The sequence below is a fragment of the Ruegeria atlantica genome, from assembly GCF_013032005.1.
GTDB lineage: Bacteria > Pseudomonadota > Alphaproteobacteria > Rhodobacterales > Rhodobacteraceae > Ruegeria > Ruegeria atlantica_A.
Map to the genome: position 1 here is coordinate 231,794 of NZ_WQBE01000004.1, position 16,865 is coordinate 248,658.

General features: G+C 58.1%; 19 protein-coding genes. 11 read left to right on the forward strand and 8 right to left on the reverse strand.

Annotated features, from left to right (window positions below):
- The first annotated feature begins 92 nt into the window (after nt 1-92).
- Complete coding sequence (locus GOX21_RS10315; RefSeq protein ID WP_170374279.1) at nt 93-671, forward strand: thymidine kinase; 579 nt, start codon at nt 93-95, stop codon at nt 669-671.
- Here the strand turns inward: GOX21_RS10315 and GOX21_RS10320 are convergent.
- The 5 genes from GOX21_RS10320 to GOX21_RS10340 form a co-directional block, all read right to left on the reverse strand.
- A complete protein-coding gene (locus GOX21_RS10320) occupies nt 668-1,618 on the reverse strand; it encodes a 2-hydroxyacid dehydrogenase (RefSeq protein ID WP_170374277.1) in 951 nt (316 codons plus the stop codon). The two genes, GOX21_RS10315 and GOX21_RS10320, sit on opposite strands and share 4 nt — an antisense overlap.
- Entirely contained in the window at nt 1,618-1,956 is a 339-nt protein-coding gene (locus GOX21_RS10325) for a tRNA-binding protein (RefSeq protein WP_170374275.1), read from the reverse strand. Before GOX21_RS10325 ends, GOX21_RS10320 begins: the two co-directional genes overlap by 1 nt.
- Nucleotides 1,949-2,764 carry a pyrroline-5-carboxylate reductase gene (gene proC / locus GOX21_RS10330; RefSeq protein ID WP_170374273.1) on the reverse strand — a complete coding sequence of 272 codons (816 nt, stop codon included), beginning with the start codon at nt 2,762-2,764 and terminating at the stop codon, nt 1,949-1,951. Before proC ends, GOX21_RS10325 begins: the two co-directional genes overlap by 8 nt.
- Nucleotides 2,765-2,800: 36 nt before the next feature.
- Nucleotides 2,801-3,301 (reverse strand): YbjN domain-containing protein, encoded by a 501-nt coding sequence (locus GOX21_RS10335; protein ID WP_170347858.1) that lies wholly within the window; start codon nt 3,299-3,301, stop codon nt 2,801-2,803.
- A 314-nt stretch (nt 3,302-3,615) separates the two neighbouring features.
- Nucleotides 3,616-3,864 (reverse strand): accessory factor UbiK family protein, encoded by a 249-nt coding sequence (locus GOX21_RS10340; protein WP_037308471.1) that lies wholly within the window; start codon nt 3,862-3,864, stop codon nt 3,616-3,618.
- A gap of 97 nt (nt 3,865-3,961) precedes the next feature.
- On the opposite strand from GOX21_RS10340, the gene lgt reads away from it, so the two are divergent.
- The 5 genes from lgt (at nt 3,962) to GOX21_RS10360 (ending at nt 8,182) form a co-directional block, all read left to right on the forward strand.
- Nucleotides 3,962-4,849: a prolipoprotein diacylglyceryl transferase gene (gene lgt / locus GOX21_RS10345; RefSeq protein WP_170374271.1), complete on the forward strand. Its 888-nt coding sequence runs from the start codon at nt 3,962-3,964 to the stop codon at nt 4,847-4,849.
- Nucleotides 4,846-5,913 carry a class I SAM-dependent methyltransferase gene (locus GOX21_RS10350; RefSeq protein ID WP_170374269.1) on the forward strand — a complete coding sequence of 356 codons (1,068 nt, stop codon included), beginning with the start codon at nt 4,846-4,848 and terminating at the stop codon, nt 5,911-5,913. The genes lgt and GOX21_RS10350 overlap by 4 nt, the downstream gene beginning before the upstream one ends.
- Complete coding sequence (gene pgeF, locus GOX21_RS10355) at nt 5,910-6,668, forward strand: peptidoglycan editing factor PgeF (protein WP_170374267.1); 759 nt, start codon at nt 5,910-5,912, stop codon at nt 6,666-6,668. The genes GOX21_RS10350 and pgeF overlap by 4 nt, the downstream gene beginning before the upstream one ends.
- A gap of 270 nt (nt 6,669-6,938) precedes the next feature.
- Nucleotides 6,939-7,067 carry a hypothetical protein gene (locus GOX21_RS21655; RefSeq protein WP_302476795.1) on the forward strand — a complete coding sequence of 43 codons (129 nt, stop codon included), beginning with the start codon at nt 6,939-6,941 and terminating at the stop codon, nt 7,065-7,067.
- Between the two features lie 332 nt (nt 7,068-7,399).
- Nucleotides 7,400-8,182 (forward strand): Hint domain-containing protein, encoded by a 783-nt coding sequence (locus tag GOX21_RS10360; RefSeq protein WP_170374265.1) that lies wholly within the window; start codon nt 7,400-7,402, stop codon nt 8,180-8,182.
- A 116-nt stretch (nt 8,183-8,298) separates the two neighbouring features.
- Here GOX21_RS10360 and GOX21_RS10365 read toward each other — a convergent pair whose 3' ends face one another.
- Nucleotides 8,299-8,799, reverse strand: coding sequence for an Lrp/AsnC family transcriptional regulator (locus GOX21_RS10365; protein ID WP_170374263.1), 501 nt, complete (start codon nt 8,797-8,799; stop codon nt 8,299-8,301).
- Nucleotides 8,800-9,025: 226 nt separating this feature from the next.
- On the opposite strand from GOX21_RS10365, the gene trxB reads away from it, so the two are divergent.
- The 5 genes from trxB (at nt 9,026) to GOX21_RS10390 (ending at nt 15,074) form a co-directional block, all read left to right on the forward strand.
- Complete coding sequence (gene trxB / locus GOX21_RS10370; RefSeq protein ID WP_170374261.1) at nt 9,026-9,967, forward strand: thioredoxin-disulfide reductase; 942 nt, start codon at nt 9,026-9,028, stop codon at nt 9,965-9,967.
- Nucleotides 9,968-9,971: 4 nt separating this feature from the next.
- A complete protein-coding gene (locus tag GOX21_RS10375) occupies nt 9,972-10,430 on the forward strand; it encodes an RES family NAD+ phosphorylase (protein ID WP_170374259.1) in 459 nt (152 codons plus the stop codon).
- A gap of 69 nt (nt 10,431-10,499) precedes the next feature.
- Entirely contained in the window at nt 10,500-12,170 is a 1,671-nt protein-coding gene (locus GOX21_RS10380; protein ID WP_170374258.1) for an adenylate/guanylate cyclase domain-containing protein, read from the forward strand.
- Nucleotides 12,171-12,386: 216 nt separating this feature from the next.
- Complete coding sequence (locus tag GOX21_RS10385) at nt 12,387-14,105, forward strand: bifunctional sulfate adenylyltransferase/adenylylsulfate kinase (protein ID WP_170347849.1); 1,719 nt, start codon at nt 12,387-12,389, stop codon at nt 14,103-14,105.
- A gap of 120 nt (nt 14,106-14,225) precedes the next feature.
- Nucleotides 14,226-15,074: a hypothetical protein gene (locus GOX21_RS10390; RefSeq protein WP_170374256.1), complete on the forward strand. Its 849-nt coding sequence runs from the start codon at nt 14,226-14,228 to the stop codon at nt 15,072-15,074.
- On the opposite strand, the gene GOX21_RS10395 is transcribed toward GOX21_RS10390, so the two are convergent.
- On the reverse strand, nt 15,071-15,946 hold the full coding sequence (locus tag GOX21_RS10395) for a hypothetical protein (protein WP_170374254.1): 876 nt from the start codon (nt 15,944-15,946) through the stop codon (nt 15,071-15,073). The genes GOX21_RS10390 and GOX21_RS10395 overlap by 4 nt on opposite strands.
- Nucleotides 15,943-16,830 carry a PhzF family phenazine biosynthesis protein gene (locus tag GOX21_RS10400; RefSeq protein ID WP_170374252.1) on the reverse strand — a complete coding sequence of 296 codons (888 nt, stop codon included), beginning with the start codon at nt 16,828-16,830 and terminating at the stop codon, nt 15,943-15,945. Before GOX21_RS10400 ends, GOX21_RS10395 begins: the two co-directional genes overlap by 4 nt.
- Nucleotides 16,831-16,865: the final 35 nt, after the last annotated feature.

Genomic DNA, 16,865 nt, shown 5'->3' on the forward strand with positions numbered 1-16,865 from the left:
CGCTCTGTCCCTGCAATGACAACGGCGACGTCGCTTCCTTAACGGGTTTTGATGCCTTGCCCAGGCAGGTCTTGCCAATTAGACCCGGGTGCATGGCAAAGCTCTACTTCAATTATTCCACCATGAACGCGGGTAAATCGACCGTGTTGCTGCAAGCCTCGCATAACTATCGTGAGCGGGGCATGGACACCTATTTGATGACCGCTGCCCTGGATGGGCGCGCTGGTGTCGGGAGAATTGCGTCGCGGATCGGGATTTCCGCAGACGCCGATACGTTCACAACCGAAGATGATGTCTTTGGCATGATCCGAGCGCGGCTGGTTCAGGGTAATATCGCCTGCGTTTTTATAGATGAGGCGCAATTCCTGACGGAAGATCAGGTCTGGCAACTGGCCCGTGCGGTAGATGACCTAAACGTGCCGGTATTGGCTTATGGGTTGCGAGTGGATTTTCAGGGGCGTCTATTTCCGGGCTCAGCAGCGCTGTTAGCTCTGGCTGATGAAATGCGTGAGGTGCGCACCATCTGCAAATGCGGGCGCAAGGCGACAATGGTGATTCGTCAGGATGAGAACGGCAACACCATCACCGAAGGCGCACAGGTGCAGATCGGCGGGAACGAGACCTATGTCTCGCTTTGCCGCAAACACTGGCGCGAGGCGGTCGGATCTTAGACCGGATTTGGCAGCGGCCGTCCCTCGACAAAGGCCGCCACGTTGTCCAGTGCCATATGGCCCATGTCGCTGCGCACTTCCTCGGTGGCTGTGCCAAGATGTGGTAACAGGGTCACGTTATCCATATCACGCAGCGCCTGCGGAACGGCGGGTTCGAATTCGTACACGTCCAGCCCGGCGCCCGCGATCTGGCCGGACTGTAGGGCGGCGATCAGGGCGGTCTCGTCAATGACCTCACCGCGGGCGATGTTAATCAGAATGCCTGATGGGTTCATTGCCTCTAACACCTGAGCGTTGATCAGGTGACGGGTTTCAGCCCCGCCAGATACGGCAGTCACGAGGAAATCGACCGACGCCGCCAAAGACGACAGGTCCGGGATATATTCAGCAGGAAACTCTACCTCCTTCGGGCTGCGTGACTGATAGGCCACCTGCATCGCGAACCCGAAATAACAGCGCCGGGCAATGGCCTGACCGATCCGGCCCATACCAACGATTCCGACGCGCTTGCCGGTAACGTGGTGGCCCAGCATCTGCGTTGGATGCCATCCTTGCCAGTTGCCCGCGCGGACCAGCCGTTCGCCCTCGCCCGCGCGACGGGCCGTAGACAGCAAGAGGGTCATGGCGATATCGGCCGTCGCATCGGTGACAGCACCGGGCGTGTTGGTGACCGCGACACCAACGGTGCGCGCGGCGTCGACGTCGATATGGTTGTAACCGACACCAAAATTGGCCAGGAGTTTGCACCGAGGGTTGGGGGCATCCGCGAAAATCTGGGCCGAAAACTGGTCACCCAATGTGGGCACGACCACATCGAAGTCCCTTAGTGCGCGTAGCATTTCCTCGGACGTCATGGGCAAGGTGTTGCTACGAATTTCCACATCGAACGCGCGGCGAGCGCGGGCCTCGACGGCGGCGGTCATTGGGCGGGTGATCAGCAATTTCATCAGTGCATCCGCCCGCCGATAGGAACTTCGCCATCCGGGCCGATCAAGACCACTTCACCGTTTTCATCGGGCAAGCCTAGTACCAGAACTTCAGACATGAACCGACCGATCTGGCGCGGGGGGAAGTTCACTACGGCCATCACCTGCTTGCCCACCAGCGTCGAAGGATCGTAATGCGCGGTGACCTGGGCCGAGGTTTTCCGCTTACCAATCTCATCCCCAAAATCGATCCACATCTTGATCGCGGGCTTACGGGCCTCTGGGTAAGGTTCGGCCCGGATCACCTCGCCCACGCGGATGTCGACCTTGAGAAAATCGTCGAATGTAATCTCACTCACGGGACAGCTCCTTGGATCGATCTGTCGCAGCTTTGACTGCACGGTGCAGCAGGTCGGGGAAACCTTCTTCCTCGTGCATCAGCACCTCAAGCGCGGCTTGGGTTGTGCCGTTAGGCGATGTGACATTGACGCGCAGTTGCGAGGGGTCTTCTTCGGCCGCCATGGCCAATGCCCCTGCCCCGGCCACAGTGGATTTGGCCAGCTTCATCGCCAGCTCATGTGGCAAGCCCTGTGCCTGACCAGCGGCGGCGAGCGTTTCAATCAGGTGAAAGACATAGGCCGGGCCTGACCCGCTGAGCCCGGTGACGGCGTCCATCTGCGCCTCATCTTCCAGCCGAACGGTCTCGCCGATGGCAGACAGCAGGTTTTCAGCCAATGCCACATCGGCGTCCGAAGCCTTCGCATTGCCGATAAGCGCCGTGATTCCCTGCCGGATTGCGGCTGGCGTGTTCGGCATGGCGCGCACGATCGGGGTGTCTTTGCCCAGAACGGCCTCGAACGTGGCAATCGATGTCCCCGCTGCGATCGAGACAAACAGGCTGTTACCTCCGCCCAACGCTTTGATCGCAGGCAGCGCCTCGCCCATCATCTGCGGCTTGACGGCCACTAGTACCACGGCGGGGGCCTCGGGCAGCGGGGTGTTGATGTTGACGCCCTGCGCCTTAAGCCAGTCCGAGGGGTTAGGATCAATTACCCAGACCGCTGACGCAGGAAGGCCATGCTCTAACCATCCGGCGAGCATGGCCGATCCCATCTTGCCGCACCCCAGAAGAACCAGCCCCTGTTCGGCAACGCGTGACATGTCCATGATTGCCCCTCTCCTCATTCGGTTCGGGGCAAAGCTTTACGCGCGGCCGTAGGCCTCTGCAATGGCGACTTGTATCGCTTCTTCGGGGGTCCGATTGCCCCATGTGACCAACTGGATCGCCGGATAGTAGCGCTCGGCGCTCAGCACCGCGGCGCTGATCATCGTGTCGATCTGATCCGGGCTGGCCATCTGACCACCGGCCAGAACCAGACCATAGCGATAAACCATCAGCTTTTGATTGGCCCAGTACGTAAACGCCCCGGCCCAGCACTGATCATTCATCTTGTTCAGCAGTTCATACAGCTTGGCTTCGCGATCCGTTGGTGGCTCCATCTCGAACGAGCACACCATGCGCAGGGTTTCGTCATAGTTCGACCAGGCCAACGTGATCGAGTATGTGCGCCACTGCCCTTCGACGGCCATGGCAATCTGATCATCCCCGATCCGGTCAAAGTCCCAGTCGTGATGTTCAGCAATATGTTCAACAATATCGATCGGATGAAGGTCTTCTTCGAGAAACTGCTCGGAAAGGGCCATAATGCCACCTCACTAATCTCTAGCCTTTTAGGGGCTGGCAGCGCCCCAATGCTAGTTGCTTACTCTACAAGCCGGGGCCAACCCCGTCTGCCTGTACTAAATATGGTGCGATGCGAGATGGTTTCTGGCAACCCTATTTATTGGGGATAACAGCAATAAGTTGTGGACAGTCGGCAACGGCGATCAAAATATTGGCACGAATTGTAGCTTTGTCTTGATTAATCTCAGCAGGGCGGCATGATGCACAACACCGCACAACCCAAGTTCGGATTGCGCGGCGGATAGCTTTAGCCAAAAATCAGATTGTTGGGGTGTTACTTGTCCAGCTTTGCCTCAAGCGCGGCTATGCGGGACTCCAACGCTGCGTTTTCTTCACGCGCTTTTTGGGCCATCGCGCGAACGGCGTCGAATTCTTCGCGTGTGACGAAATCGCGGTCGGCCAGCCAGCGGTCGATCATCGACTTCATCGCATTCTCAGCCTCTTCCCGTGCGCCCTGGGCCACGCCCATGGCGTTGGTCATCAGTTGGGAAACGTCATCAAGGATCTTGTTGCGGGTTTGCATGGCTCTACTCCGAAATCGCGGTTGGTCTCTATATGGGGAATGATTACTCCGGGCTCAAGGTTGACTTGCCCTGCAAACCCCGGGCAATGAGACGCACATGCAGGCTGTTCTGAATTTCCCCGATCTGTCGCCCGAGTTGTTCTCGATCTCATTGTTTGGGATGGAGTTCGCCCTGCGGTGGTACGCGCTGGCTTATATCGTTGGCATTCTTATTGCTTGGCGGATGGGCATTGCGGCGCTGCGGCGCCCGGCTCTGTGGCCCGACAAGACGCCCCCGATGAAGCCCGAACAGCTTGAAGATCTGATTACCTGGATCATCCTCGGTGTGATTCTAGGCGGGCGCCTGGGATTCGTGCTGTTCTACCAGCCCTCCTATTACCTTTCGAACCCGCTGGAGATTCTCAAGGTCTGGCAGGGTGGCATGGCGTTCCATGGCGGGCTGTTGGGGGTAGTAATCGCCTCTTATCTTTATGCGCGACGCCACCAAATTCCGGTTCTGTCCATGGCCGACCTAATCGCCCATACAGTGCCGCCAGGGCTATTGCTCGGGCGGTTGGCGAATTTCACCAACGCCGAGTTGTGGGGACGCCCCAGCGAATTGCCTTGGGCGGTGATCTTCCCCGGAGCGGCGGCGCAGGATTGCACCGATGTTGTGGCCGGGATGTGTGCGCGACACCCATCACAGCTGTATGAAGCCGTGTTAGAGGGTCTGTTTCTCGGGCTTGCACTGCTGTGGCTCGCTTATCGACGCGGCGCGTTTCACAAGCCGGGCCTGATCATGGGCGTCTTTCTGGCAGGCTACGGTGCTTCGCGTTTCATTGTCGAATTCTTCCGGCAGCCCGACGCGCAGTTTATTTCGGCCGGGAATCCGCTGGGTCTGGCTTGGCACGTGGGCGGCTATGGTCTGACGATGGGCCAATTGCTGTCACTACCAATGATTGCCCTTGGCTTGTGGTTCGCCCTGCGTGCAAGATCGAAGGCATGAGCCTGCAAGATCATCTGCTGGCGCGTATTGCGCAGGACGGCCCGATGAGTGTGGCCGACTACATGACCGAATGCCTCCTGCACCCGACGCATGGCTATTACACCATCCGTGACCCTCTTGGCACGCAGGGCGATTTCATCACTGCCCCCGAGATCAGCCAGATGTTCGGAGAATTGATTGGCCTGTCCCTGGCTCAAAGCTGGATGGATCAGGGCCACCCCGAGCATTTTGTGCTGGCCGAGCTTGGACCAGGGCGTGGCACGTTGATGGCCGACATGCTGCGCGCCACGTCACGCGTGCCCGGCTTCAATGAGGCCGCCAAGGTCGTTCTGCTTGAAGCCTCGCCTGCTCTACGTAACGTACAAGCGCAGACTTTGAAGGATCATAACCCGCGCTGGATCGACTCGGTCGCCGACCTGCCCGAAGCGCCGTTGTTTCTGGTCGCGAACGAGTTCTTCGACGCCCTGCCAATACGACAGTTCCTGCGCGACCGCGATGGCTGGCGCGAGCGGTTGATTGGCCGCGATGGCACCGCGTTAGCTTGGGGATTGGGTCCACATGCAGATCAGATCGCCCTTAAGGATCGACTGAACGACACTGCTGATGGTGACCTGGTCGAACTGTGCGCCGCTGCCATTCCCATCATTACCGTTATTGCTGGGCGGATTGGCACCCATGGCGGCGCAGGGTTGATTGTGGATTATGGCGACTGGCATTCGCTTGGCGACACCTTTCAGGCACTGCAGGCACATGAACGCGCTGATCCTTTGGCCCAACCCGGTCAGGCTGATCTTACGGCACATGTGGATTTCGAACCACTGGCACTGGCGACCCGCGCCGCTGGATGCGCCCATTCGCGCCTGACACCACAGGGTGTATTTCTGGAGCGCTTGGGAATTGCCACCCGCGCACAAGCCCTTGCCGCGCCCCTCGGCGGGTCTGAGCTTGAAGCGTTAATTGCCGCACATCGCCGGTTGACGCACCCCGATGAAATGGGAAACCTGTTCAAAGTGCTGGGCCTCTACCCCACCCCTTCCGCACCACCTCCGGGATTGGAGCCATGACCTTGGAAATTCTGACCTCTGATTTATTGGCCCCTGTGCGCCACGGTTTTTTCAGCCGACGCGGCGGTGCATCATCGGGTATTTTTTCGGGCCTCAACTGCGGCTATGGCTCCTCCGATCAGACCGAAGCGGTCACGGTAAATCGCAAGCGCGTGGCGCAGGCGATGGACGTCACACCCGAAGCCCTGGTGGGCATTCATCAGGTCCACTCTCCCACCGTTCTGACTGTCGACGCCCCGATCAACGGTGACAAACCAAAAGCCGACGCGGTGGTCACGGCAACCCCTGATCTGGCCCTGACGATTCTCACCGCCGACTGCCAGCCGGTCCTATTTGCCGATTCTGACGCGAACGTGATCGGAGCTGCGCATGCCGGATGGCGCGGCGCTTTGGATGGGGTGCTTGAGGCAACGTTGGACGCAATGGAGGCGCTTGGCGCCAAGCGGGAAAACATCGTGGCGGTAATCGGCCCCTCGATCTCACAGGCGGCATATGAGGTCGGGCCGGAATTTCTGGATGAATTCGTCGCGGATTCTCCGAAAAACCTGCGGTTTTTTGCGAATGGAACCGGCGACCGACTGCAGTTCGACTTGCCTGCTTTTGGCCTGCACAGGCTGCGTCAGGCGGGGGTCGGACAGGCCGAATGGACACGCCATTGCACCTATTCTGACCCCGACAGATTCTACTCGTACCGCCGGTCAACCCACGCGAAAGAGGCAGATTACGGTCGCCTCATTTCCGCCATAAAACTTTAAGACTGGGCCCGAATTGCGGCGAAATCGCCGCTTTTTCGCCACAATTTTCCTATCTATTCGTGTCTCGACAATTTGATAATTATTGTCCGCTCTCAAGTGTTTATCTGCCGATTCTCCAGTGGAGCGCGACGCGATCAGAAAAGAGGAAATGCAAAACTTCATTTGTCCTGAATTCAATCCGGATCAGCCTTATCGCCGCCGTAATAAGCGGGCAGACTTAGGTGTCAGAGGAAAACGGGGCGTCAGTTCCCAAGCGAGCAGGACACAAAAATGAAGACGAGATCACGCTTTCTAAGCGCCGTACTTGTGGCCACCAGAGAGCAAAAACTGGAGATGCCGTGGAAACGGGTTTCCAGCAATTCGGTCAGAGTTGCGCGCCGCCTGGCGGCCCGACGCTGATGATGACTTACCCGCGAACCAAGCTGCCGGTTCCGGGGAATAAGACGCACAACGGAGGGGTGCTCCGATCCGGTGTGCGGCCTGCCGCCAATATTTGCGCGGCTCAATACCGGGGCGTGTGTGCGCTGGCAATTTCGCCTGCGTTTGTATGAGTTTGTCTGGGGGGTCATTGTGCTGACCAAAAATGTAGGAATCTCCTTCGCAAAAAGCGATCTGCGTTTCTGTCGCCTTGCGTGTCGCCGCTTTCTTCCAAGACATGGAAATAACCGATCAGGCTGGCCTGTACGGGGGTCTTGCCTGCCTGCGCGGTTTTCAGAGGGGACGGAATTGTAATGGCTATTCCAAATTCTTTATCACGCGCCGCCAGAAATGCTGTTGAAACCTCAGCATTGCTGCGCGAGGCGCCAAGACCGACCACACAACACAAGGCGCAGCTGCGGCGCTATGAGGTCAGTACGCTGATGAAAAACGGCGATGTGGTCCAGACCCGCCATATCGCACCTGCCCTGCCGATGTTCGAGGACGCGTTCTGCGCTTTTACCCGTGGGGCATTGGTTGAAACAGAACTTGGCCCGATGGCGATCGAAGACTTGCTGCCTGGCGATACGGTCCTGACACAAGATGGAGTGTCGGAAACGGTGCTGTGGAAAGGGTCGGTCACCCTTATTCCTGGCCGCGTGGATTCGCGGGGCCGGACGCGCCCGTTAACGCGGATCATGGCCGACACATTCGGAATGCAAAAACCGATGTCCGGTGTAATCGCTGGCCCTGCTGCGCGAATCGTGGGCACGCCCGCGCATTTGCGTCATCTGCACGGAGACGAACAGGTGCTAACGCCGGTCCACGAATTTCAGGATGGAATGGGTGTCATTGAAACCATGCCACCAACGCCGGTCGAACTGTTTCACATTTGCCTGAAACGGCACTCGGTCATTCGGGTCGATGGTCTGCAATTCGAATCTTATCACCCTGGCACCAATGCAATTCGCCGGGTCAGCCGGTCGCTAAGATCGGTCTATCTGAACCTGTTCTCGCATGTCGAATCACTCAATGATTTCGGCCCGCTGGTCATGCCGCGCGCGGGGGATGGCGAGGTGGACGCAATTTCCGCCTAGTTTAAAACGAGTTCTGCAATGTGGGGGCATTATGCAGTTATTAGTCAGTTGGATGGTCTCTATGTCGGTGGCAGCCTTCCTGCCACAGATGAAACCGCATCCGAAACATCGGGAGTTCAGGCCGTTCGGTTCATGCGTTCCTCGAGAACGTCGAATGGAACGCCTGGTTCGTCTTTTGCGCCGCGAATAACAAGCGATGTCTTGACGCTGGCCACATTCGGCGTGGTCAGCAGCTTGCCGGTCAGGAACTGCTGAAAACTACTTAGGTCAGGCGCCACGCATTTCAGAATGAAATCCACTTCGCCGTTCAGCATGTGGCATTCCCGAACCAAAGGCCATTCGCGGCAGCGTTCCTCGAATGCGGTCAACTCGGCTTCGGCCTGACTTTCCAGACCGACCATGGCAAAGACTTGAACCTCGAACCCCAGCTCGCGTGAATTTACATCGGCATGGTAGCCGCGGATCAGACCTGATTCTTCAAGGGTGCGTACGCGCCGCAGGCAAGGCGGGGCAGAAATTCCCACACGTTTTGCCAATTCGACATTGGTCATGCGACCGTCTGCCTGCAATTCCGCCAGAATCTTGCGGTCAATCTCGTCCAGCCGTATCGCGACCATCAAATACTCCTGAATTTTTCGGTTGTTATATCAGCACCCGGCAGATGCGCAATAATCTTTCGTGAATGCGCAATATTGTTTATTTTCAATGTTCTTATTCAACCGTCATTTACCTAGCGTCTGACAGGCGTAAATCAGGAAGGGGCTTTAAGCGCGGCACAGGGGTCGCTATATCCATCCGCCAGGGGCCACGCGCCCAAATCAGGCAGATCGAGTTGGGGGTACCATGAGCGAGACACGTCACACCAAGGTTCTGATCATCGGATCGGGACCGGCCGGTTACACTGCGGGCGTATACGCAAGCCGCGCGATGCTTGAACCGATTCTGGTTCAGGGAATCGAGCCCGGCGGTCAGTTGACAACAACCACCGACGTCGAAAATTACCCCGGTTTCACCGAAGTTCAGGGGCCTGACTTGATGATCAAGATGCAAGAACATGCCCAAGCGATGGGTTGTGAGGTCATCGGCGATATCATCAGTGATCTGGACATCAGCAACCGTCCCTTCACAGCAAAAGGCGATAGCGGAACTATCTACACAGCAGACGCGGTCATTCTGGCCACCGGTGCGCGCGCCAAATGGCTGGGCCTGCCGTCGGAAGACAAGTTCAAGGGTTTTGGTGTTTCGGCCTGTGCGACTTGCGACGGCTTTTTCTATCGTGGACAGGAAATCGTGGTCATCGGTGGCGGCAACACCGCCGTGGAAGAAGCGCTGTTCCTGACCAATTTCGCCAGCAAGGTTACTCTGATTCACCGACGCGACGAACTGCGGGCCGAGAAAATTCTGCAGGATCGTTTGCTGAAACACGAAAAGATCGAACCGATGTGGTTCCACGAGTTGGAAGAAGTGATCGGCACCGATTCCCCACTGGGCGTCGAAGGTGTGCGCGTCAAGAACGTCAAAACCGGTGAGATCACCGAGGTTCCCTGTAAAGGCGTCTTTGTCGCCATTGGTCACGCGCCAGCGAACGAATTGGTCAAGGGCTCGCTGGAAACCCATATGGGTGGGTATGTGGTGACCAAGCCGGGCTCGACCGAAACCTCGGTGCCGGGTGTGTTCGCGGCAGGCGATCTGACCGACCACATCTATCGTCAGGCCGTCACGAGCGCCGGTATGGGCTGTATGGCCGCGCTGGATGCCGAGCGGTTCCTGGCGGAACAGGACTAGGCTAATGCTGGAGTTCTCCGGCCCGGTCTGGAGAATTCTGTTTCTCTCCCAAAGTGACGCCCCTTTGGCCCCTGCCCGGGCGCCCGAAGGGCGTTTTCATCATTCAGGGCAGATTGCTCTCTATGCCTCTCTCAGCGCCGAAGGCGCAGGGGTCGCCATTCAGCGGTATGTCTCGCCTGACGATCCGCCGCGGATATTGCAAAGAGGCCAAGTTACTGGTGCAAGACTGGTCGATCTTCGGGGCCAGTCCGATGCGTCGATTATCTGGCAGGATATCCACGAAGAACGGGGCGTTTCGCCGACATGGCGCTTCTCTGATCACGCCCGCGATATGGGTGCTGACGGGTTAATCTACAGCTCTCGGTCCCGACCGGAGCTAAGCCATATTGTGCTGTTCACTCTTGCGCCAACAATTATTTTCGCTGAAACCCAAGCAACTCCGTGGACACCGCCATTTACGTAACCATAACTTGACCCACTCGCGTCGCCGTACCAGACTCGGGAACACGCGCGGCGAATACAGGTGGCTTGATTGAAAAGCGTTTTATGGCAAGGCGGGTGGACAACCCGGCTTAGGATCATCAGCGGTCTTACCCTGTTCGCCTTTGCCTTCTTTCATTTCATCAATATCGGGTTGGGGCTGTTCCATACCGATTACCTGCACGGCATGCAGGATGGGCGCCACGCAGTTACCCGGCACAGTCTGGGCAGCGTGATCTTGTATCTGGCACTGTTCGTCCACCTTGGCCTTGCGCTTTATTCCATTAGCCAACGCCGAACGCTACGCATGCCCTTCAGCACAGCCTTGCAGGTCATTCTGGGGCTGTTGATCCCGCTGCAACTGATCTCGCATATCGTGCAGACGCGCTATGCCCACGAAATCTATAACGTCAATGACGAGATGGGGTACATCATCATTCTGATGTGGCCCAACTCGGCGATCTGGATGCAAAGCCTGCTGTTGCTGGTGGTTTGGGTCCACAGTTGCATTGGGCTGCACATGTGGCTGCGACTGACCCGCTGGTGGTCCAGATGGGTGCCTTACCTGATCGGTCTGGCGGTATTTGTGCCCAGCTTTGCGCTGGCTGGGTTGCTTACCGAAGGGCGCCGCATCTGGGCGGATTTTGCCGATCCGTTCCTGCGCGATCAATATATCGAACATTACAACTGGCCCACGCCCGAGGCCTTTCAGGTCATGTTCAGTGTCAAAGACAATGCGTTAATGGCCTTCTGGATCGCCTTGGGGGCCTCGCTGGCGGTATATGCTATCCGCAAACTGTGGCGCCGCAGGCACTCGGTCCGGGTCAAGTATGTCGATGGCCCCGAGGTCGTGGCCGAAAAGGGCATGACCCTGCTTGAGATTTCGCAGGCCAATGGCATTCCACACACGGCCCTTTGCGGGGGCAAGGGGCGTTGCACCACCTGTCGCGTGATCATTGAGGATGGCGCGGATCAACTGCCCACCCCGGATGAGGTTGAAACCCGCAGCCTTGCCGCCGTCAGCGCCCCGATTGGCGCAAGGCTGGCCTGTCAGATACGGCCAACCGCCCCCCTCACTGCGTTTCGGATGTTCCGCTCTGATGGCAAGCGCGGACGAGCCCATGCCAGCCAAGGGCAGGAACGCAAGCTGGCGGTTCTGTTTCTCGATATGCGCGGGTTCACATCGCGGACCACGGGCCAGTTGCCCTATGACATCGTATTCCTGCTGAACCGTTTCTTTGATGCCATCGTCCCGGCAATCACGGCGGATGGCGGGGTGGTCGACAAATACATGGGCGACGGCTTGCTGGCCGTGTTCGAAACCCCGAATGCCAAAGACTCGGCCCGTGCCGGGCTGAAGGCCGCTGCCGATGTCAGCCGCGCGCTTGAGTATTTCAATCAACAGCTTCAAACCGAAGGCAGCCCTCGGATACGCATCGGAATGGGTCTGCATCTGGGCGATCTGGTACTAGGTGAAATCGGCGCTGCAGGCAGTTCTGCGCGCACCATCATCGGCGACGCGGTTAATGTGGCCAGTCGTCTTGAAGGCCAGACCAAGGCGCTTGGGGCGGAACTACTGGTCTCGGCCGAATTACTGCAGGCGGCTGGGTATGACGGCGATCTGTCCGGACTGCAATCGTTTGAGCTGCGCGGCGTGACACAACCGGTTTCCGCGCTGCCGGTGACGCGTGCTGCGGACCTTATGACGGACAAGGCCGCCTAGGAACGGATGTACTGAATTCACACGACAGGCGCGTGTCAGCGGGATACAAGTCGGGAAAAGCTGCGTCAGGCGAAAAATCCTTCCATTCCGGACAAAAACCGCGCATATCGTCCTTAATTTCGTGAATGTATATGGACTTCGCCCAGCAGCCGGGGCACATGCCCCATAAACACCCCTGAATCACCGATAAAACCGCACTGCGACAAGAGTATTCCTATGACGATGTTAAGCAATCTGGCTCCGATCTCTGAACTGTACGTTTCGTACGAGTCGGCGCAGAAATTGAAAGTGGAAGCTGCCGACCTGACCAGCTGGGACCTGAGCCCGCGTCAGATCTGCGATCTGGAACTGCTGATGAACGGCGGGTTCAACCCTCTCAAAGGATTCCTGAGCGAAGCTGACTACGACAACGTCGTCGAAAACATGCGTCTGGCCGACGGCACCCTTTGGCCGATGCCCATCACGCTGGACGTTAGCGAAGATTTTGCTGAGACCATCGAATTGGGTCAGGACATTGCCCTGCGCGATCAGGAAGGTGTCATTCTCGGCACCATGACCGTGACCGACCGCTGGACCCCGAACAAAGCGCGCGAGGCCGAAAAGGTCTTTGGCGCCGATGACGATGCGCACCCGGCGGTGAACTACCTGCACAACGTGGCTGGCAAGGTCTATCTGGGTGGCCCCGTAGTCGGCATTCAACAGCCGGTTCACTATGATTTCCGTGGCCGCCGGGACACGCCGAACGAGTTGCGCGCCTATTTCCGCAAGCTGGGCTGGCGCCGCATCGTTGCGTTCCAAACCCGCAACCCCCTGCACCGCGCGCACCAGGAACTGACCTTCCGCGCTGCGAAAGAGGCGCAGGCCAACCTGTTGATCCACCCTGTCGTTGGCATGACCAAACCGGGCGACGTCGATCACTTCACCCGCGTCCGCTGCTATGAGGCGGTTCTGGACAAGTACCCGGCATCGACCACCTCGATGTCGCTGCTGAACCTGGCGATGCGCATGGCTGGCCCGCGCGAGGCGGTCTGGCACGGCCTGATCCGCGCCAACCATGGCTGCACACATTTCATCGTTGGCCGAGACCACGCCGGTCCGGGCAAGAACTCGGCGGGTGAAGATTTCTACGGCCCCTATGACGCGCAGGACCTGTTCCGCCAGTTCCAGGATGAAATCGGCGTCGAAATGGTTGACTTCAAACACATGGTCTATGTGCAGGAACGCGCCCAGTACGAACCGAATGACGAGATCGCAGACAAGGACAACGTCACGATCCTGAACATCTCGGGCACCGAGCTGCGCCGCCGTTTGCGCGAAGGGCTGGAAATCCCCGAATGGTTCAGCTTCCCTGAGGTTGTCACCGAACTGCGCCGCACGTCACCGCCCCGCTCGGAACAAGGCTTTACCGTGTTCTTCACCGGTTTCTCGGGCTCGGGCAAATCTACCATCGCCAACGCGCTTATGGTCAAACTGATGGAAATGGGTGGCCGTCCGGTCACATTGCTGGATGGTGATATCGTTCGTAAGAATCTGTCGTCTGAACTGGGTTTCTCGAAAGAGCACCGCGACCTGAACATCCGTCGTATTGGTTACGTGGCTAGTGAGATCACCAAGAATGGCGGCATCGCCATTTGTGCGCCAATCGCGCCCTATGCCACCACCCGCCGTGCCGTACGGGAAGACATCGAACAGTTCGGTGCTTTCTGCGAGGTTCACGTTGCGACCAGCATCGAAGAATGCGAACGCCGTGACCGCAAGGGCCTGTACAAGCTGGCACGCGAAGGCAAGATCAAGGAATTCACCGGTATTTCCGACCCTTACGATGTACCGGCCAACCCCGAACTGAGCGTCGAGACCGAAAATGTCGATGTCGACAACTGCGCCCATCAGGTGCTGCTCAAGCTGGAAAGCATGGGTTTGATCGCCGCGTCTTAAGCGCAGGCAATTCCATTCAGGCGGCCTCCGACTTTCGGGGGCCGTTTTTTTGTAGGCACGATTGACAAGGCGCTGGCCAATTGGTGCATTTACCTGACCTGATTTGGACGCAACACGCCTATGCCCTCTGACCTGCCCACCATAGCCAGTTTCTGGTTCGGATCAGATATAAGCTGGCTAGAGGCACTGTGCATCCAATCCTATCTGGACCGAGGGCACCGGTTTATTCTTTTTGCCGGGCACGAGATCGAAGGCGTTCCCGCACGGGCCGAGTTGCGGCCCGCCAGTGACATCCTCTGGCCTGCACCATTTGATATGTTTGCCGCTGACCGGCGACGCGTCGCGGTTTTTTCCGACATTTTTCGTCTTCAGCTGATGCAAAAAACCGATTTTATCTGGGTGGATCTGGACGCCTATTGTGTCAGGCCCTTTGCCTTTCCATCAGCGTATATCTTTGGACAGTCCCATACCGGAAATTTCCTGACCGGAGTGTTGCGCCTGCCAGCAGACTCGCAAACGCTGGCGCACATGCTGGACTTTGTGACTGCAGCCAACCCGACCCAGCCCTGGCGGGGCGGTCCGCTGCACCGGCGCAACCGTCAACGCATCCAGGACGGAGAGACCTGGGGGATCGAGAGCCTGCCCTGGGGCAGTTCCGGCCCCAAAGCCTTTGCACATTTCCTGCGCAAGACCGATGAGGACAGCCATGCCATGCAAGCGGAGGCGTTTTACCCTCTATCCAAGCATGATCTGTGGAAATTGCACAACCCGTTCACCCCGACCGCACAGATTGAAGGCGACATGGTTCATTCCGTCCACGTCTATGGTCATCAGAAACGGCTGATGGCGCAGAACATGGGCGGTTTACCGGTGCGTGGATCGTATCTGCAGCGGCTATGCGATCGGCACGGGATTGACCCCGAGGCCCGTCCAATTCTGCAAGAAGGCTGGTTGGCACCCGCTGGTTAGTTCGGGCCCGCGTCTAGTTCAGCGCGCAGACGGCGCACGGCTCTGCCCTCAAAATCCCCATATTCTGCTGCGTGTTGCTGGATCGCCTGCAGATGCGGCAGGCGCGCGGCGAAATCCTCGATTGATGCGGATTGGATCGCGCGCTGAATATCCTCCATGGTCTCGCACAGGATCATACCAGAGGTATCGAAGAAATCGCCGATATTCGGGCAACCCCAATAGATCGGGACCGAGGAGCACAAGATCGCATCCGTCAGCTTTTCCGAAAAGTAATTCTTCTCACGCACGTTCTCGATCACCACAGAATAGCGATACGGTGCTAACCCGTCGGATTTGAGATCAAACGGAGTGTACCCCCGGCCCATGATATCAACATCTGCACCAGTTTCACGCACCCAGTCGATCACCGAATGGCGCAACTGATGCCCTACAAGATCGCGCTTGGCCGAAGCAATCAGCGAACAGGATTTGGTTTTCTCAACCTTCAGGTCCTGCCAGTCGGGCACCATCGTCACGCCATACGGCAGGAACACTGCATTCGGGATGTTGTGTAGCAGCACGTCATGAAAGGTCAGCACCCGGAAGAACCGCCGCCATGTATGTCGCAGCATCCGGTCGTGTTTGGCGTGAATGGCCGAAGGCTCGCCCATCATCAATGAAATCCGCGCGCGGGTGCCGCGTCGCAAGCGCAGATGCACGGTCGAGTTCGGGTACATGATCAGGTGATCGGTGCGCTCCAGATCACCCACCGTCTTGCCGGTCAGGCGATCCGGGCACCCTTCGGGCCAGATCAGTTCGGTTAGCGGGACCGAGGCCAGTTTTGGCCCCAACCGATGCCCATATGGCAGGATGGCAATGGCCGGACGTGTCATTGTGTTGTCTCGGGCAGATCAACCTGCCCCCGCATCAGCACATGCCCGCGCCCTGCGACTTTGATGCCGGTCATCGCATCGGGTGGGCCAACGCGTGTGACAACAGCCTGACCGGGGCGGCCCATGTCATGGCCTTGTTCTGCGATGAAACTGTCTTTGGGCATTAACCCGTATTTCCACAGATAGGCCGCCATGGAACCGGTGGCCGATCCGGTGAACGGGTCTTCGGGCGGGCTGGGTGGCGCCATCAACAGGCGTGAGAACGTGTCGCCCGCATTTGTCGCGCCCTTCATCGTCACAAGGAACGGTTCCGCCATATCGGTGCCAGAAAATCCGGCCTTCGCGGCCACTTTGCGCAGTGCCTCAAGATCCAACTGTGCGGCGCGCAAGGCCTCGTGATCACGCAGAACCGTAATGCAGAACGGCAACCCGGTGGACACAAATTGCGGCGGTGAGATTATCGCATCCTCGGGCAGGCTAATAGCGGCCGCAACCAGATCGACGGGAACAGGATTGCCGAATTTCGGCGCGACCTGTGTCATTTCGATCTCGTCCCCGTTCAAACGAATCGAAACGATCCCCGCGCCTGTTTCCAACGTCAGTGCATCGCCTTCAACCAAACCACGGGACCGCATCGCCGCTACAGTTGCAATTGTGGGGTGTCCGGCAAAAGGGATTTCCTTGCTGGCCAGAAAATAGCGCACCCGGATTTCGGCCACATCAGATGGTCCCGTGAACGTGCATTCAACCAGAGAGGTTTCGCGCACATAAGCAGTGCACACATCTTCGGGCAATTCAGCCCCGCCGTGAACCACGGCGCAGCCGTTGCCGCCAAAGGCGCGATCACTGAAGGCGTCTACCCAATCGAAATCGAACCAGCTCATCCGCAAAATCCCCTGATGCAGAGTAAATTAGCCGG

Bases quoted from the DNA above. Each gene is read 5' to 3' on its own strand.
- GOX21_RS10385 (WP_170347849.1), top strand. From the start codon at position 12,387: ATGACGATGTTAAGCAATCTGGCTCCGATCTCTGAACTGTACGTTTCG.
- proC (WP_170374273.1), bottom strand. From the start codon at position 2,764: ATGGACATGTCACGCGTTGCCGAACAGGGGCTGGTTCTTCTGGGGTGC.
- GOX21_RS10395 (WP_170374254.1), bottom strand. From the start codon at position 15,946: ATGACACGTCCGGCCATTGCCATCCTGCCATATGGGCATCGGTTGGGG.
- GOX21_RS10400 (WP_170374252.1), bottom strand. From the start codon at position 16,830: ATGAGCTGGTTCGATTTCGATTGGGTAGACGCCTTCAGTGATCGCGCC.
- GOX21_RS10320 (WP_170374277.1), bottom strand. From the start codon at position 1,618: ATGAAATTGCTGATCACCCGCCCAATGACCGCCGCCGTCGAGGCCCGC.
- GOX21_RS10365 (WP_170374263.1), bottom strand. From the start codon at position 8,799: ATGGTCGCGATACGGCTGGACGAGATTGACCGCAAGATTCTGGCGGAA.
- GOX21_RS10375 (WP_170374259.1), top strand. From the start codon at position 9,972: ATGCTGGAGTTCTCCGGCCCGGTCTGGAGAATTCTGTTTCTCTCCCAA.
- GOX21_RS21655 (WP_302476795.1), top strand. From the start codon at position 6,939: ATGAAGACGAGATCACGCTTTCTAAGCGCCGTACTTGTGGCCACCAGA.
- pgeF (WP_170374267.1), top strand. From the start codon at position 5,910: ATGACCTTGGAAATTCTGACCTCTGATTTATTGGCCCCTGTGCGCCAC.
- GOX21_RS10340 (WP_037308471.1), bottom strand. From the start codon at position 3,864: ATGCAAACCCGCAACAAGATCCTTGATGACGTTTCCCAACTGATGACC.
- GOX21_RS10315 (WP_170374279.1), top strand. From the start codon at position 93: ATGGCAAAGCTCTACTTCAATTATTCCACCATGAACGCGGGTAAATCG.
- trxB (WP_170374261.1), top strand. From the start codon at position 9,026: ATGAGCGAGACACGTCACACCAAGGTTCTGATCATCGGATCGGGACCG.
- GOX21_RS10360 (WP_170374265.1), top strand. From the start codon at position 7,400: ATGGCTATTCCAAATTCTTTATCACGCGCCGCCAGAAATGCTGTTGAA.
- GOX21_RS10350 (WP_170374269.1), top strand. From the start codon at position 4,846: ATGAGCCTGCAAGATCATCTGCTGGCGCGTATTGCGCAGGACGGCCCG.
- GOX21_RS10390 (WP_170374256.1), top strand. From the start codon at position 14,226: ATGCCCTCTGACCTGCCCACCATAGCCAGTTTCTGGTTCGGATCAGAT.
- lgt (WP_170374271.1), top strand. From the start codon at position 3,962: ATGCAGGCTGTTCTGAATTTCCCCGATCTGTCGCCCGAGTTGTTCTCG.
- GOX21_RS10335 (WP_170347858.1), bottom strand. From the start codon at position 3,301: ATGGCCCTTTCCGAGCAGTTTCTCGAAGAAGACCTTCATCCGATCGAT.